At 43.4% G+C, this 16,049-nt stretch carries 14 protein-coding genes and 1 tRNA gene; 8 read left to right on the top strand and 7 right to left on the bottom strand.

The genetic code is table 11. The features are described 5' to 3' along the window. Nucleotides 1-14 precede the first annotated feature (14 nt). Nucleotides 15-290 (bottom strand): hypothetical protein, encoded by a 276-nt coding sequence (locus ACFE93_RS18090; protein WP_375474808.1) that lies wholly within the window; start codon nucleotides 288-290, stop codon nucleotides 15-17. Nucleotides 291-507: 217 nt separating this feature from the next. On the opposite strand from ACFE93_RS18090, the gene sat reads away from it, so the two are divergent. Together sat and ACFE93_RS18080 are read left to right on the top strand one after the other, a co-directional pair. Then, complete coding sequence (sat, locus tag ACFE93_RS18085) at nucleotides 508-1,686, top strand: sulfate adenylyltransferase (protein ID WP_375474806.1); 1,179 nt, start codon at nucleotides 508-510, stop codon at nucleotides 1,684-1,686. Nucleotides 1,687-1,867: 181 nt separating this feature from the next. Next, nucleotides 1,868-3,976, top strand: a complete 2,109-nt coding sequence (locus tag ACFE93_RS18080; protein ID WP_375474804.1) for a caspase family protein — start codon at nucleotides 1,868-1,870, stop codon at nucleotides 3,974-3,976. 176 nt (nucleotides 3,977-4,152) lie between these two features. Here ACFE93_RS18080 and hisC read toward each other — a convergent pair whose 3' ends face one another. From hisC to ACFE93_RS18060, 4 genes are all read right to left on the bottom strand, one after another. Continuing rightward, nucleotides 4,153-5,202: a histidinol-phosphate transaminase gene (hisC, locus tag ACFE93_RS18075; RefSeq protein WP_375474802.1), complete on the bottom strand. Its 1,050-nt coding sequence runs from the start codon at nucleotides 5,200-5,202 to the stop codon at nucleotides 4,153-4,155. A 402-nt stretch (nucleotides 5,203-5,604) separates the two neighbouring features. Next, a tRNA-Val gene (locus ACFE93_RS18070) sits at nucleotides 5,605-5,676 on the bottom strand. A 343-nt stretch (nucleotides 5,677-6,019) separates the two neighbouring features. Further along, nucleotides 6,020-6,508, bottom strand: a complete 489-nt coding sequence (locus ACFE93_RS18065; protein WP_375474800.1) for a DUF1499 domain-containing protein — start codon at nucleotides 6,506-6,508, stop codon at nucleotides 6,020-6,022. A 74-nt stretch (nucleotides 6,509-6,582) separates the two neighbouring features. After that, complete coding sequence (locus ACFE93_RS18060; RefSeq protein ID WP_375474798.1) at nucleotides 6,583-6,807, bottom strand: hypothetical protein; 225 nt, start codon at nucleotides 6,805-6,807, stop codon at nucleotides 6,583-6,585. Nucleotides 6,808-6,831: 24 nt separating this feature from the next. Here ACFE93_RS18060 and ACFE93_RS18055 point away from each other — a divergent pair, with 24 nt between their 5' ends. Continuing rightward, entirely contained in the window at nucleotides 6,832-7,095 is a 264-nt protein-coding gene (locus ACFE93_RS18055; protein WP_104907192.1) for a hypothetical protein, read from the top strand. On the opposite strand, the gene ACFE93_RS18050 is transcribed toward ACFE93_RS18055, so the two are convergent. After that, complete coding sequence (locus tag ACFE93_RS18050) at nucleotides 7,092-7,277, bottom strand: hypothetical protein (RefSeq protein WP_375474796.1); 186 nt, start codon at nucleotides 7,275-7,277, stop codon at nucleotides 7,092-7,094. The genes ACFE93_RS18055 and ACFE93_RS18050 overlap by 4 nt on opposite strands. Nucleotides 7,278-7,826: 549 nt before the next feature. On the opposite strand from ACFE93_RS18050, the gene fbp reads away from it, so the two are divergent. The 4 genes from fbp (at nucleotide 7,827) to opcA (ending at nucleotide 13,526) form a co-directional block, all read left to right on the top strand. Continuing rightward, on the top strand, nucleotides 7,827-8,876 hold the full coding sequence (fbp, locus tag ACFE93_RS18045; RefSeq protein ID WP_334931501.1) for a class 1 fructose-bisphosphatase: 1,050 nt from the start codon (nucleotides 7,827-7,829) through the stop codon (nucleotides 8,874-8,876). Between the two features lie 300 nt (nucleotides 8,877-9,176). Continuing rightward, nucleotides 9,177-10,322 (top strand): transaldolase, encoded by a 1,146-nt coding sequence (gene tal, locus ACFE93_RS18040; RefSeq protein ID WP_375474794.1) that lies wholly within the window; start codon nucleotides 9,177-9,179, stop codon nucleotides 10,320-10,322. Between the two features lie 134 nt (nucleotides 10,323-10,456). Then, nucleotides 10,457-11,986, top strand: coding sequence for a glucose-6-phosphate dehydrogenase (zwf, locus tag ACFE93_RS18035; RefSeq protein ID WP_375474792.1), 1,530 nt, complete (start codon nucleotides 10,457-10,459; stop codon nucleotides 11,984-11,986). A gap of 157 nt (nucleotides 11,987-12,143) precedes the next feature. Then, the gene (opcA, locus tag ACFE93_RS18030; protein WP_375474790.1) at nucleotides 12,144-13,526 is read left to right on the top strand and encodes a glucose-6-phosphate dehydrogenase assembly protein OpcA; all 1,383 of its coding nucleotides are present in this window, start codon (nucleotides 12,144-12,146) and stop codon (nucleotides 13,524-13,526) included. Nucleotides 13,527-13,796: 270 nt separating this feature from the next. Here the strand turns inward: opcA and ACFE93_RS18025 are convergent, their stop codons facing one another. After that, the gene (locus tag ACFE93_RS18025) at nucleotides 13,797-14,819 is read right to left on the bottom strand and encodes a Rieske 2Fe-2S domain-containing protein (RefSeq protein ID WP_375474788.1); all 1,023 of its coding nucleotides are present in this window, start codon (nucleotides 14,817-14,819) and stop codon (nucleotides 13,797-13,799) included. A gap of 234 nt (nucleotides 14,820-15,053) precedes the next feature. Between ACFE93_RS18025 and ACFE93_RS18020 the strand changes: the two genes are divergently transcribed. Then, complete coding sequence (locus ACFE93_RS18020; RefSeq protein ID WP_375474786.1) at nucleotides 15,054-15,968, top strand: DUF6602 domain-containing protein; 915 nt, start codon at nucleotides 15,054-15,056, stop codon at nucleotides 15,966-15,968. Nucleotides 15,969-16,049 lie beyond the last annotated feature (81 nt).

Here is a 16,049-nt window from a genome sequence, read left to right as displayed (position 1 = left end):
GTGGTGCGGCAGCGCTACGCCCCGCCCGCTATTTGTGCCAGTTGCGTAAGTCCTGTAAGAGTAATACCTTCATTTTTTAAATCTTTAATTCTTTGAAAATAAGATAAAGCTTGACTGAACTGTTTTAATGCATCATGATAAAGTCCTTGGTTATATAAGTCAAGTCCTAAATTTAAATGTCTTATTCCGTCTGCTTGATATTCTTGTTTTATTAAAAACTTAACGAAACGATGGATTGCTTTTAATGGTCTAAGTAAAGCTGAAGCTAGCACAGGTAAGTAAGATAGCACTTGCAACCTCCAAAGGTTAGTTCTTGAGTTCAAACTTATTTTTCCTAATTATTAGTCTGGAGTTGCAGAAAACTGAAAGCAGTTCTTATCTCAGGTAAATCTATGTGGTAGGTTGAAATGACACTATTTTTCCAACTATTTTTTTTCTACGTACCAGCATTTGATAAGTTAGTACATAATCTGAAACAATAATAGTAAAAGCAGAGAGGGGATTACGTTGAGTCAGAATCCAGATGCCATAGCCCCCCACGGTGGACAATTGGTTAACCGTATCGCCACACCAGAACAAAGAGCAGAGTTTCTCTCAAAAGCTGACTTTTTGCCGCGAGTGCAACTTGACGATCGCGCCCTTTCCGATCTAGAAATGATTGCGATCGGTGCTTTTAGTCCACTCACGGGTTTTATGAACCAAGAAGACTACGATCGCACTGTCACAGAAATGCGATTAGCTAACGGTCTTGTGTGGTCAATCCCGATTACACTATCGGTAAGCGAAGAAGTAGCTTCACCATTGCCAGAAGGCGGCTTAATCCGTCTGGATAACTCGATGGGCGAATTTATCGGAGTTTTGCAACTTACGCAAAAATATGACTACGACAAAATCCGCGAAGCAATAAAAGTCTACCGTACTAATGATGTCAATCATCCTGGCGTACAGGTACTCTATAACCAAGGTACTGTAAATCTCGCGGGTGATATTTGGTTGTTGCAACGCGAACCTCATCCCCAGTTTCCCACTTACCAAATCGATCCAGCTGCCTCACGGCAACTATTTCAAGACAAGGGTTGGAAAACCATCGTCGGCTTTCAAACTCGCAATCCTATCCACCGCGCCCATGAATATATTCAAAAGTGCGCTTTAGAAATCGTTGATGGTCTATTTTTGCACCCATTAGTCGGGGCGACAAAAGAGGACGATATCGCTGCTGACGTGCGGATGCGCTGCTATGAAATTTTGCTGGAACATTACTATCCCTTAGACAGAGTATGTTTAGCAATTAATCCGGCCGCAATGCGTTATGCTGGCCCTCGTGAAGCCATATTCCATGCTTTAGTCCGCAAAAACTACGGCTGTACTCACTTTATCGTTGGACGAGATCATGCTGGTGTCGGTGACTATTACGGCACTTACGACGCTCAATATATCTTTGATGAATTTGCGCCAAGTGAATTAGGCATTGTGCCGATGAAATTTGAACACGCTTTTTACTGCACGCGCACTAAGCAGATGGCAACATCTAAAACCAGTCCCAGCAGGCCAGAAGAACGCATTCACCTATCAGGGACAAAAGTTAGGGAAATGCTGCGGCGGGGTGAGTTACCTCCACCAGAGTTTTCTCGTCCAGAGGTAGCAGCAGAGTTGGCGCGGGCAATGCGGATAGAAGTAAGGGCTTAGGGCATTGGCAAAGAGAAGGCAGGAGGCAGGAGGCAGGAGGCAGAAGTTGTTTAATTTTGAATTTTGAATTTATTTCTCCCTCATCTCCCCCACTCCCTACTCCCCACATTTTTGTAACTTTACAATACAGAGTTCAGCCCTGTAAGCTGCTAACTGAATAGCTGAGGGCTGATAGCTAATTATGAAACGTCGCACGTTTTTAGAGAGAATTGGCTCAATACTCGCGGTATTGGGGATAACTGAAGCTGAGTGGTTGTCTTTGGGAAATCGCTATTATCAGGCTTTAGCACAACCCAGTCCGCGCAAGTTGGCATTGTTAATAGGTATTAACCAATACCCAAAAATTCCAGCCCTCAGTGGTTGTCTGACGGATGTGGAACTACAAAGAGAACTTTTGATTCATCGCTTTGGTTTCCAAGGGTCAGATATCTTAACTTTAACTGAGGAAGAAGCTAGTAGGGAGTTCATTGAGGCGGCTTTTTTGGATCGCTTGGGTAAGCAAGCTAAACCCGATGATCTGGCCGTTTTTCACTTTAGCGGTTATGGCAGCCGTGTCAAATTGGGGACATCTCCAGAGACAATGCAAAATGCTCTGGTAACAGCTAATGCCAGTCTAATTTCACAAAAAGAGACAATAGTCAACTATATATTAGAAGAAACTCTACTGCTATTATTGCGATCGCTGCCTACAGATCGAGTCACAGCAGTATTAGATACTAGCTATTATGCGCCAACCCCAGTATTAGGATTAAAAAGTCGCGCCCTTCCAGAATCAGTAGAGGCAAAGCTAGCAGCAGAAGAACTTGACTTTCTCCAACAACTTAAAACTCAAAAGTTACCCAGCACGCCGATTGTCTTAGCAGCTACCTCAAATCCCAAGCAGTCGGCGAGGGAAGAACTCTTTGCTGGTTTTAGTGCTGGGTTATTTACCTACGCCTTGACGCAGTATTTGTGGGAATTCACCCCAACTACCAGAATTCAAGTCGCTCTCTCCTATATGGAAAATTCTCTATCCAAATTGGGTAGTAAACAGCAACCAGCGTTATTAAGTAGTCAGAAAAATCAACATCTAACCTCTCTACCGCCAGACGGTACTATTGGTGCAGAGGGCGCGGTGAGAGCGATGGAAGAAGATGGCAAAACAGTCCATCTCTGGTTAGCAGGATTACCCCCCCAAGTGCTGTTATACTACGGAGTTAATTCTCGATTCACCTTAGCAACAACAACAGAGGAATTAGTATTGCGATCGCGGGCTGGGTTAACAGCAAAAGCGCAAATTTCCCAAATTGAAGGTGTATCTCTACAAGTCGGGCAACTTGTCCAAGAAGCAGTCCGAGTTTTAGCCCGAAAGATCCATTTAATAATTGCCTTAGATACTGGATTGGAAAGAATTGAGCGGGTAGATGCTACAAGTGCCTTTGCTGCATTTCCCCATGTCTCCACCGTAGTTATAGGAGAAAAACCAGCTGATTATTTATTTGCCAAACTACAGCAAACACCTAGTCGCTATGGTTTATTTTCTCTTAGTGGCGAACTAATTTCCAATGCCACAGGGGAAGCAGGAGAAGCAGTAAAATCAACAGTGCAAAAGTTAGCGCCAAAATTATCAACCTTGTTAGCAGCTAAGTTATGGCGACTGACAGAAAATCAAGGTTCTTCCCGCTTGGCTGTGAAGACAACTTTAGAAATAATTAACAACATATCGCTTCGCGTTATTATGCAGCGCGAAACAGTACGAACTTTCAAAACAGAAACTTCGATTCAAAAATCACTTCCTACTCCGATTGTCCCTATCGGTAGTCAAGTGCAATATCGAGTAGAAAACCAGAGCGATCGCCCAGTATATTTAATCTTGCTGGGATTAAACAATAATCATACAGCGATCGCCTTCTACTCTTGGGAAACCCCCCAAGAACCAAACACTGCGGACACCAAGCCCGTCCTGAAACAAGTCGTCATCTCTCCAGGTGAAACCCTCACCCTACCCCAAACTAATACTACTTCCGAATGGATGATTTCAGGGCCAGCTTCTGAGTGCGAACACCAACTGATTTTTAGTACTGCCCCTTTTAGCGAAACTCTCGCCGTCTTGAACACTGCTAAGTATTCCACAGCCGAACAACAGCCGATTGTGCCATTGTCGAATCCCTTAGATGTTGCACAAGCCTTGCTACAAGATTTACATAACGCCAGCGCCCTCAAAACAGATATGAACGGCACAGCACCCGATTCATATAGCTTGGATGTGAATAGTTGGGCAAGTCTTGGCTTTAATTTTCAAGTACTGTAAGTTAATTCAGTAGTACTGAGTGCTGAGTGCTGAATATAACCCTATAGTTAAAACTAGCGAACAGAACTTTCTAACAGAAGGGCGCGACTACCCTATATGCTGAGTGCAATTAATTTTACTTTTTACTCAGCACTCGTTACTCTAAGCCGAGGCACTATTTTGGTGGGTGTGAATAATTAAAGGTTTGTAGTTAGTGCCTCTATCAAAACCTGATTTTGCTCATCAGTCCCAACAGTAATGCGTAATTTATCATCTAGTCCGGGCTGCTTGAAATAGCGGATTAAAATTCCCCGTTCCTTCAGTTTTTGATAGAGATATTCTGCGTTTCCTTCTCTTGGCTGTGCCAGCAAAAAGTTAGCTTGGGAATCCCAGATATGAAAACCTAATTGTTTCAAATCTGTAGCTAACTTAGTCCGTGATGCTTTAATCTTGGCTACACAAGCATTTTTATAAGCTTGGTCAGTGATGGCAGCCGTGCCAATTGCACAAGCGATCGCATCAATGTTATAGCTATCTTTAACCTTAAACAATCCCTGCAACAGTTTGGGATTCGCCACCCCAAAGCCTAATCGTAATCCTGCCAACGAGTACCCCTTAGATAGTGTCCGAATCACGATGACATTTTCGTACTCCTTAACCAAAGCTAATGCATTCTCTTCGGTAAAATCTATGTATGCTTCATCGATCGCTAAAACTCCAGATAACTGGCTGGCTAATTTTCGTAAATCATTTGTTGCTACCAGATGCCCCGATGGACTATTAGGCGACGCAATAAATGTCACCGCCCCATTGGCAGCAATTAATTCTTCCAAAGGTAAACTGTAATCTTTGCTGTAGGGAACCTCAATAATTTCCGCCGCTTGCATTTCTGTTAATGTGCGATATAGCACGTAAGTAGGCATCGGATAAACTACCTTCTTCCCAGGTTCTGCACAAGCTCGAATTATTACACTCAACAATTCATCACTGCCATTTCCGACAATTATCCAATCACTAGGAACTTCTAAAACTTTACTTGCAGCTTGCCGAAACTCCCCCCCAAAAGGTTCTGGATACCGCCGCAACCATTCACCATCAATATTCTGTAGCACAGCTAATGCCGCAGGAGAAGGAGGATAGGGGTTTTCATTGCTATTAAGTTTAATAATTTGTGTACCGCGTTGAGGCTGCTCACCAGGAACATAGCTAGCCATTGCATCAACATTGGAGCGAAAGTAGTTGGTCATAGGGCATTGGGAATTGGATAGGATTTCTACCACGGGCTACGCTTACGCACCTCATGGTGTATCTTAAGCAAATTTCAACCTGCAATTTCTGACGATATCGTTTTTTGTTGTTTACATCAGAAAATAGGGCTTTATAAATTAAGAATGTGATATTTTCTAGTGCAACATTGCAGCGCCCATTCTTTTTCCCCTATAAGCGCATCTTAATGTGGGGGGCGTATTTAAGAAACTGAAGCTAGTTAGCTGAAAACTTTATTAGACCTCTTGCAAAAATCCTTGAATTACCCCTCCCCAACCCTCCCCTTTACAAGGGGAGGGGGTAAGGTTTCAAGTTTCCCCCCTTTATAAGGGGGGATTAAGGGGGGTCTATTCGACTTATGCAAGAGGTCTATTGTGTATAAGTGGGCGATACTGGATTTGAACCAGTGACCCCATCCGTGTGAAGGATGTGCGCTACCCCTGTGCTAATCGCCCAAGACCTTTTATATTACCATAACTTACTAAATAGCAACGTAAAACGTAAGCTGAAATGCCAAAGGTTTATTTGCTGCGCCTACGCAATTGAAGTTATTTTTCATCATTGCCGTATGTCACGCAAGGACTGTCAATTATGAGTGCTGGCTCAAATGAATTGCAGAAAATGACAGTAGAACAATTAACCCCAGATTCATCAGGGTGAATGCACTTTATCGCTTCTTCTACTAAGGTATGGAAAGCACAATCATTGCAGATAGTCTGACATTTACCCACTAAGTATAAATTTTTAAATGGTATTGCTATCGCCTCTCTATCAGTTAAATGAGAACAAGTAGCGGCATCAGATGTTTAAATCGCGTAGAGCCAGACGAATTTGCTCGCTTCGCCTGCGGTTGACACCAAGATCAAACTCTCCCACGCGAGATGCCGATCGCAGATGAATTACTGACTCATTAGCAGGTAAATAAAATTCTACATCATCAACAAATTTGAAGATGCGGCTTTTAGAAAGAGCGTGGATGTAAGTATCTGTTTGTTCTACAATTTCTGTACGGGGAACAACGCTGAGAACTTTTAGTAAGATTTCTCTAGTTGTATTGCGGTCTAGATGATAATGAATCGGGTCGATGGCGTGTTTGGCATCTGCGTTTTGACTGACAACACAGTTGTTTGAAGCCGGACAAGAACTAAGATGACCATTATTAACTCCCAAGCTAGAAGCCGCCCAAGTAGCCCCAGGAAGTATTAAACTACTAATCAAAGTTAAGAGTATTGCAAAAGCGATACTCCGCAAGAATCGCTGCCGGAAGACTGTTAGCAGACGGGACATGATAAATTTACTCTTTTTGTTCGGTTATTTCGGGTGAGTACTGCGAGTTGCCAATTCGTTCTACAGATTATCATCTATCCAGCTACACTCTGAGTTTGGGCAATCCCAATGCACCCGCGCCGACCAGTCCCTTTTGCCATTATTGCTGCCAATAACGAAATCAAGCCAAAAAGTGACCAATAATTCAGATTTCCATTGACTACGAACCCAAAATCATTAGCAGGGGGTGCTACTGCATTCTCTGGTGATTCCAGCTTTGACTCAGAAGAATTGGCTGGTATCGACTTTGTTGTGGCCAATCTTAGAAAGTTTGATGGTTGTAGATGAATATAGGAATAATCCAGCCTTACAGTAACGGGTTTTTAGAAGTTGTACCAGAGAGCGATTATTGGCAGATTGCAGCTATACACATCAATGGCCAAGCTTACTGCCCTACTCCTCAGCTTTATCGTTCAGAAAAAGTGGCATTAGCAAAAGCTACACAAATTTATGATTGGATAGCTAACCACGAACACCAAATTAGCGATGAGGCTTACTACTGCTCTGAATTGAAACTCATCCTATGGCAGCAACCAAAAGTATCTTAATACAGCATTTCATTAATTTGTAGCGAATTAAATTTGGCAATACCTTGCAATGCCAATGCGTCCCTCTGCAATGCCAATGCATCCCTCTGCAATGCCAATGCATCTCGATACAATGTTAATGCATCTCTCTGCAATGCCAATGCATCTCGATACAATGTTAATGCGTCCCTCTGCAATGCCATTGCATCTCAATACAATGTCAATGCGTGCCGAGACAATGTTAATGCATCACCCTGCAATGCCAATGCATCACCATGCGTTAAAAACGCTACGCTTTTACGCAAAATTTTACTTAGTTAACCAGGGAGATTACTTGCCTTAAAGGTTGAAACCCCTCCCCTTTGTACCTCTGCTCCTGGAGCGGTCTTAATGATAAGTCTTTAGCTGGACACGATATTATACCGACAATACAACTTTTCAAACATTCTCTTAGGCAAATCTGATAAAACTTTCGTATTAATGTTTCAGAGTAAACCTATAGCCCCTGCTGCAAATGTGGGGATCTTACTTTGTTGATAGGATGCGTGGGTATACCTGCCCGCTTGAGAAAGTCGTGTTAAGTCAAAGTAGCTAGGCTCTGGTTGCAGGGGTCGCTGAAGCTTCATTTCTTTAGTTTATCTAAAGTCGCATCTAAGTTATCAAATTACCTTTCTAAGATAGAAGCAGCAACTATAAGTTGCTATAGATGACTAAAACCCAATTAACAGCTAGTGGCTGCGGAGAACATAAAAATGGCTAAAGCGCCAGAATCTTTAGACTTATCTACAGACGATATTACAGACAGAGCTTTAGATCGTGACTGTACAACCTTATCCCGTCACGTCCTCCAACAACTTCAGAGTTTTTCGCCAGATGCACAGGATTTAAGTGCGCTAATGAATCGCATCGCCCTGGCTGGGAAACTGGTTGCTCGTCGCATGAGTCGCGCTGGTTTAATGGAAGGCGTTCTCGGATTTACTGGGGAAGTTAATGTCCAAGGCGAATCCGTCAAAAAGATGGATGTCTATGCCAATGATGTATTTATCTCAGTGTTTAAGCAAAGCGGCTTAGTCTGTCGCCTCGCTTCTGAGGAAATGGAAAATCCCTACTACATCCCAGAAAATTGCCCCATTGGGCGCTATACCCTGCTGTATGACCCAATTGATGGCTCATCCAATACTGATAATAATCTCAGCTTAGGTTCCATTTTCGCCATTCGCCAACAAGAAGGAACTGATAGCGATGGCAAGGCAACCGATCTCCTCACTAATGGACGTAAGCAACTCGCTGCGGGATACATCCTGTATGGGCCCTGCACAATGTTGGTTTATACTATAGGTAAGGGCGTTCATTCTTTTGTCCTCGATCCCAGCTTAGGAGAATTTATTCTCACAGAAGAGAATATCCGCATTCCTAAACACGGTTCTGTTTACAGCGTGAACGAGGGTAACTTTTGGCAGTGGGAAGAATCGATTCGAGAATACATTCGTTACGTTCATCGCACAGAAGGCTACAGCGCTCGTTATAGCGGCGCAATGGTAAGCGATATCCATAGAATTTTAGTTCAAGGCGGCGTGTTTCTTTACCCAGGTACAATTCAAAACCCAGAAGGAAAATTACGCTTACTTTATGAAACGGCTCCTCTGGCCTTTTTGATTGAGCAAGCTGGCGGCCGTGCTACTACAGGACTGGTAAATATCTTGGATGTAGTGCCAAAAAAACTGCATCAGCGCACGCCTTTAATTATTGGTAGCAAAGAGGATGTCGCAAAGGTGGAGTCTTTTATTCAAAACGGACACTAGAAGACAATTCGTAATTCGTAATTCGTAATTACTGTTACGTAAGAGTTTTAGACGTTTTATAAGAGTGACTTATTTCCTCTGTGCTGTACTGTCATCTGCCTATTAATTAAACGTTAATCATAGTGATTTAGGATTGGGAATGCAGAATAGCACTTTTTGAAGATGTATTAAAGATTATCTCAGCTGGCCGATGCGATAAGTGATTGGCAACGCCACAATTCAAAGTAAGCATCAAATTTTGATGGGTTTTGCCAACTTACTTAGAAACATCACTATACAGGAGTGAAACAAATTAGAGCTATGTCTACCAATCATCTACTAGAAATTAACCAATACGGTCAAAGTATCTGGATGGATAATTTGACCCGTGACATTATTCAATCAGGTGAACTCAAAGACATGGTTGAAAATCAAGGTATATCTGGGATTACCTCTAACCCAGCCATCTTTGAGAAAGCGATCGCAGGTAACGTCATTTATGATGGCGATATCGAAGCCGGAGTTCGGGCTGGCCTACCGATATACAAAATTTACGAATCCCTGGTTTTTGCAGATATCCGTAATGCATGTGATATTTTACGCCCTGTTTATGAAGCCTCGAATAGACTAGATGGTTATGTGAGTATTGAAGTACCACCAACCATTGCCCATGATACTGAAGCAACAATAAGCGAAGCCCGACGCTATTTCCAAGAAGTTAGTCGGGAAAATTTGATGATTAAAATTCCTGGTACAGAACCTGGTTTGCCAGCAGTGGAGCAGGTAATAGCCGAAGGGATAAATGTTAATGTTACGTTGCTGTTTTCTGTAGAAAGCTACATTAACACAGCTTGGGCTTATATTCGGGGCTTAGAAAAACGGGTGGCTGAAGGTAAGGACATCAGTAAAATTGCTTCAGTCGCTAGCTTCTTCCTCAGCCGGATCGATAGCAACATTGACGGCAAGATTGATGCTAAGTTGAAAAAAGGCGTCGATGATATTACCGTAGAAGCAAAGCTCTTGGCTGTTAAAGGGAAAGTAGCGATCGCTAACGCTAAGATTGCGTACCAGGAATACAAAAAAATTATCGAGAGCGATCGTTGGAAAGCTTTGGTAGAAAAAGGAGCCACAGTACAGCGGCTACTTTGGGCTAGCACCAGCACCAAAGACCCCAACTACAGAGACGTAATGTATATCGAAGAGTTGGTTGGCCGTGATACCGTCAACACCGTACCACCAGCGACAATTAAAGCTTGTGCCGATCATTGTAACGTAGGCGATCGCTTAGAAACCGACGTAGAAAATGCTTACACACTGATCGAAAACCTCAAAGATCCTGACATCAACATCGATCTCGATAACGTAATGGATGAACTGTTAGTCGATGGTATTGACAAGTTTATCCAGCCCTTCCAGTCCTTGATGAACTCTTTAGAAGAAAAGATCAAGGTATTGTCACCAGTGTAGGGACTAGGGACTAGGGACTGGGGACTGGGGACTGGGGACTGGTAAACAATTTTCCTAATACCCAATACCCAATACCCAGTCCCTAATACCCAGTCCCCAATCTCAAAACCCAAAACCCAAAATCCAAAATTGTTATGGTTAGTCTGCTAGAAAATCCCTTGCGCGTTGGTCTGCAACAACAAAGGATGCCTGAACCCCAGATTATTGTCATTTTTGGCGCTTCTGGCGATCTCACTTGGCGCAAACTAGTGCCAGCACTTTATAAATTGCGGCGAGAACGGCGTATTCCCCCAGAAACTACTATTGTCGGTGTGGCACGTCGAGAATGGAGCCATGAGTACTTCCGCCAACAAATGCAAAAGGGCATGGAAGAGGCACATCCTGATGTCGATTTGGGGGAACTCTGGCAAGATTTCTCTCAAGGTCTGTTCTACAGTCCTGGGGATATAGACAACCCCGAAGGCTACCAAAAACTGAAAAATTTATTGAGTGAATTAGACGAAAAACGGGGCACGCGAGGGAATCGCATGTTCTACCTTTCGGTTGCGCCCTCCTTCTTTCCCGAAGCGATTAAGCAGTTAGGAAGCGCCGGGATGCTAGAAGATGCCTACAAACATCGTCTAGTAATTGAAAAACCCTTTGGTCGGGACTTGGCATCAGCCCAAAGTCTTAACCAAGTGGTACAGAAATTTTGCAAAGAAAACCAAGTATACCGCATCGATCACTACTTAGGTAAAGAAACAGTCCAGAATTTGCTGGTGTTTCGTTTTGCCAATGCGATTTTTGAGCCGTTATGGAATCGTCAATTTGTTGACCACGTACAAATTACCGTAGCAGAAACCGTGGGAGTGGAAGACCGGGCTGGTTACTATGAAAGCGTCGGCGCACTACGGGATATGTTGCAAAATCACCTCATGCAACTTTACTGCCTAACGGCGATGGAAGCACCTAACGCAATGGATGCCGACAGCATCCGCACAGAAAAAGTGAAGGTACTCCAAGCTACTCGTTTAGCTGATGTTCACAATCTGTCGCGGTCAGCAGTACGCGGTCAGTATAGTGCTGGCTGGATGAAGGGTGAAGCAGCGCCAGGATATCGGACAGAACCAGGCGTTGCTCCCAACTCCACCACACCGACCTACGTCGCCATGAAGTTTTTGGTAGATAACTGGCGCTGGAAAGGTGTACCTTTCTATTTGCGTACCGGAAAACGGATGCCGAAAAAAGTCAGTGAGATTGCCATTCACTTCCGCGAAGTTCCATCTCGGATGTTCCAATCTGCTGCCCAACAAACAAACGCCAATATTTTGGCGATGCGGATTCAGCCGAATGAAGGTATTTCCCTGCGTTTTGATGTGAAAATGCCGGGTGCAGAATTCCGTACTCGTTCCGTTGACATGGATTTTAGTTATGGTTCCTTTGGCATCCAAGCAACATCTGATGCCTACGATCGCTTATTCCTTGATTGTATGATGGGCGATCAAACATTGTTCACCCGCGCGGACGAAGTAGAAGCCGCTTGGCAGGTAGTAACGCCAGCCCTTTCCGTTTGGGATGCACCCGCTGATGCAAATACTATTCCCCAGTATGAAGCTGGTACCTGGGAACCAGCAGAAGCAGAATTCTTAATTAACCAGGATGGTCGTCGCTGGCGCAGACTTTAGAAAGTTAGGAGTGATGAGTTAAGAGTGATAAGTTATAAATTATGAGTTTTTGAGTTAAGAATTTCAGTTATTTTAACTCCTAACTCCTAACTCCTAACTCCTAACTTTTAACTTCTAACTGTATTCAACAAAACAAAGCTGACAACTCAAAACTACTATGGCTCCCCAAGCTTCTACAATTTATTCACTTCAGGCGCCAAAAGATATTTCGCTTAACGAAATAGATACGGAACTGAATCAAATTTGGCAAAGTTACGGCATTACTGGCAAGGACGGTGCGCTTCCTGCTGCTACTCGCGCCACAACATTTACCTTAGTGGTTTACGAACCCGAAGAAACCCAGTATCTTTTGGCTACTTTGGGATTTTACAACGGCCCGCTTGATGGGATTTTAGGGCCTCAGATGGAAGCTGCCTTGCGGCAAGTGCAGACAAAATATGCACTGCTAAATACTGGAACAGCAACACCTGAAACCGTGGCTGTCTTGAGAGAAGAATTCATCAAACGTCAAGGAAACGGGGCTACAGGAGACAATAGTTCTATTGAACTTCCCAGCTTAAGCTTAAATTCCCCAAGCCCTAGAATTGCCGACGAAATCGCCCTCCGCAACCCTTGCCGGATTATTGCCCTATTTCCCATTACTGGCGAAGATAAAGGGGTCAAGGCTCAAGTTTCTGCCTATTGCCCAATCCAAAAGCAATCGTCAAGTACACTAATTTGCTGCGAATACATAACTCTTAGTGGAACTGCTGCTGCCTTGGAACGGGTAGGGGGCATGATTCCAGCCTTGTTAATTGGCGGCTTACCAAAGTTTCTCTGGTGGAAAGCAACACCAGACCCCAACAATACTCTATTCAAGCGGCTGGCAGCAGTTTGCAATAATGTGATTGTGGATTCTTGCCGCTTTAACGAGCCAGAAAGTGATTTACTCCGCCTCCAAGAATTGGTGCAAAGTGGGGTTCCCCTGGCTGACCTCAACTGGCGTCGCCTTGCATCATGGCAGGAGTTGACAGCTGAAGCGTACGACTCACCTCATCGTCGGGCTGCCCTTCGGGAAGTTGACCGAGTAACTATTGATTACGAAAAAGGCAACCCCGCACAAGCATTATTGTTTTTGGGTTGGTTGGCAAGTCGTCTAGAATGGCAGCCAGTTTCCTATAAAAAGGAAACTGGAGATTATGATATCACTCGCATTAACTTTATTGCCCAAGACCAACGGCAAATAGAAGCCGAATTAGCGGGTGTTCCCCTTGCTGATGTAGGTGAGATTGCTGGTGATTTGATTGCTTTGCGCCTAAGTTCGACCAATCCGAAGGCAGACTGTGGTACAGTAATTTGCTCGGAAACTGGTGGTTGTATGCGCATGGAAACTCACGGCGGCGCTCAATCTGCTGGTCTGTTTCAACAGGTGACTTCACTTTCTGAACAAAAGGCGGAAGCATTGCTGAGTCAGCAAGTACAACGCTGGGGTCACGAGTCACTTTTTGAAGAAAGTCTGGGAGTGACAGCGAATATTTTCAAATTGGAAACAAATAGTTAGTTTCGCCTGGAAAGCATAAAAGTTACCAAAATTGCGAAAATCAAACACAAGCCCTTCAGATTTTTGGATATTTCAATCATCTGGAGGGTTTTTCTCTTGTGTGTACATTACACCGTAGCCGATTCTCGGAGGAGGGGATTAAGGGGAGCCAGTGCGGTCTTGGGGTCTCCCCAAGTGGAGCATCTGGCGTGTGGCGTGCATTGACTGTGGGAATTATAACTAATTCTCAGGACATGATATTGTTGATTCATTACGAATTAGGAATTATTCTTAAACCCAAAATGTAACTTTTACTGATTGATTTGGCAATAAACGCGGATCTTCTCCACGAGATATAGCTGTCATAATTGACTCTACAAATATATGAATTGTGTCTGCCGGCGTATTATAAAATTGTGTCCCGTATTTAGCGATCGCTTCTCCCTGAATACCCAAAATTTCCACGTCTTGGCGGATAATGTGTTGAGCAGTCCACCGCACAAAGGGACGTGCTAACTTATTCCAAATACCATAGTTGTAGGTGACATCGGTATAAACCAGAGTGGAATTATCGGTTTCTGGAATAGATTGACTGGTAATGAACAAATGGCGATTGTGTGCCATTTTATATTCCACAGAGGTAATATTTGGCATATAAAAGCGATCGCTATGTTTAATCTCTGCACCCTGCAAATTCAGAAAACGGCTGTACCATCCCAAATTACTGTTTTCGTTGCGATACTCCACCAAAACCGAACCATTCCACCGTTCAACAGTCATCTCTAACTTTTGTTGGCGGGAAGTACGGAAAACACCAGGATGAACAAAAGCCGTATGGGGAATATCAATAAAGTTCTCCGCAGAATTAGTAACATTGTTAGCAAAACGGTTAATTACCCGTAGCGTTTCCCATCCTGTTTGTCCGTAGTGAGGCATAGAAAAGGGTTCAAAATCAACCTTTGGGGTATCGGCTAACCGCACATAAACATAGCCATCTTGTTCTTTGGTAGCGTAACACTTGGCTCGACGCTGTGGCGAAGGTTTGAAGTCATCTCCTTCGGCTGGAACAGCAATGACGTTCCCAACCCCGTCATATACCCAACCATGATAGGGACATTGTAAAGCACCGTCACAAACTTTACCTACTGATAGACGGCTATTGCGGTGTAAACAGCGATCGCGCAAAGCTACGGGTTGTCCATCTTCACCGCGAAATATCGCTAACCATTCTCCTAAAACGGTTCGTGCTAATACCTTGTTAGATTGTAATTGTTCGCTGAGTGCGACAATGTACCAGAAATCTGCAAATTGCATGGTGGGTGGTGGAGGAAAGAGAGCGATCGTATTTAAATTATGGCAAGCTCTGAAGTAAATATTGCTGTATCTCTTATGGTGTGGTTTCAGGGAAATTTAGGAAATATTGTTTTACATTCTAATTAGCTTATGGAGTAATAGTGCCTATATATTTTAGGTAGTTTAGTAATTATTGTTGCTTGTAAAGCTAAAGATTATCTAGAATTGTCTGGTCACAACAATGAAGAGGACTAGATGACTGAATTCCATGTATCTCAATTGCTTAAAAGTGTTGCAGAACAAATGCGTATAGCATTGCAACAAAAATTGATTTCACATCCAGGAGAACTGGGAACAGGACGTGAGGAAGTAATTCGAGATTTTCTTCGGAAGCATCTACCTAAACGCTTTGGTGTATCAACTGGTTTTGTTTTTGATGCTCATGGGAAGGTTAGCCGTCAAATAGATGTCGTAATCTACGATGCATCCTTATGTCCTTCATTTGAGGCTGTTGGCGGTAAGATGTTTTTCCCCTGCGAGTCAGTTGTTGCTGTAGCTGAGGTTAAATCTCAGTTAACTTCTACAAAGAAAGTAGCAGAGGCTTATGATAATATCCGATCTGTGAAAGAACTAGATCGAAGTGCAGGTGACAAAAATTTATCAATCATAGATGGTTATCCAATTGATCAAAGGCACAATCACTTGGATCAAATATTTACATTTTTGATTGTCACTGATCAATGTGTAAGTGCAAAAAGTATGCGAGAGAAACTCTTCTACTACAATCGTGATTATCCTCGCTATCAATGGGTTAACCTGTGTTATTACTTTGATCAGTACCTAATTACATACTGCTGTGAAGATGGGGTCTGTCCGAACCCAATGGATGCATATGCGATCAGTTGCCTTGAAAACCAGCCTCCTGAACTGCTACTTTTAAGATTCTACAAATTACTAGCTAGAGCTATTGAAGTTATTAACCTCAGCAAATTCGCTTATTGGGAATACTTAAATGGTTCAGAGTCATGGAAAGCTTTCTCTTACCCATTTGATAGCATGATGCCCTACGATGTCTGGGTTCCACCTCATATGTCTTACAGACCTGGAGAACCTGGATATCAAGAGACAGATCCTTATGCCCCAAGCAGGGACTCAACAAACGCAACATGACAATACATTGGAGCCACCTCTTGAAAGATATTGTTGCTGATGTCAAGTGAACTGCCTACCTTCGATTTAGCCTTTACACAG

Source organism: uncultured Nostoc sp., from assembly GCF_964247315.1.
In the GTDB taxonomy this organism is placed as follows: domain Bacteria; phylum Cyanobacteriota; class Cyanobacteriia; order Cyanobacteriales; family Nostocaceae; genus Nostoc.
This window is presented reverse-complemented; position numbering and strand designations above follow the sequence as displayed.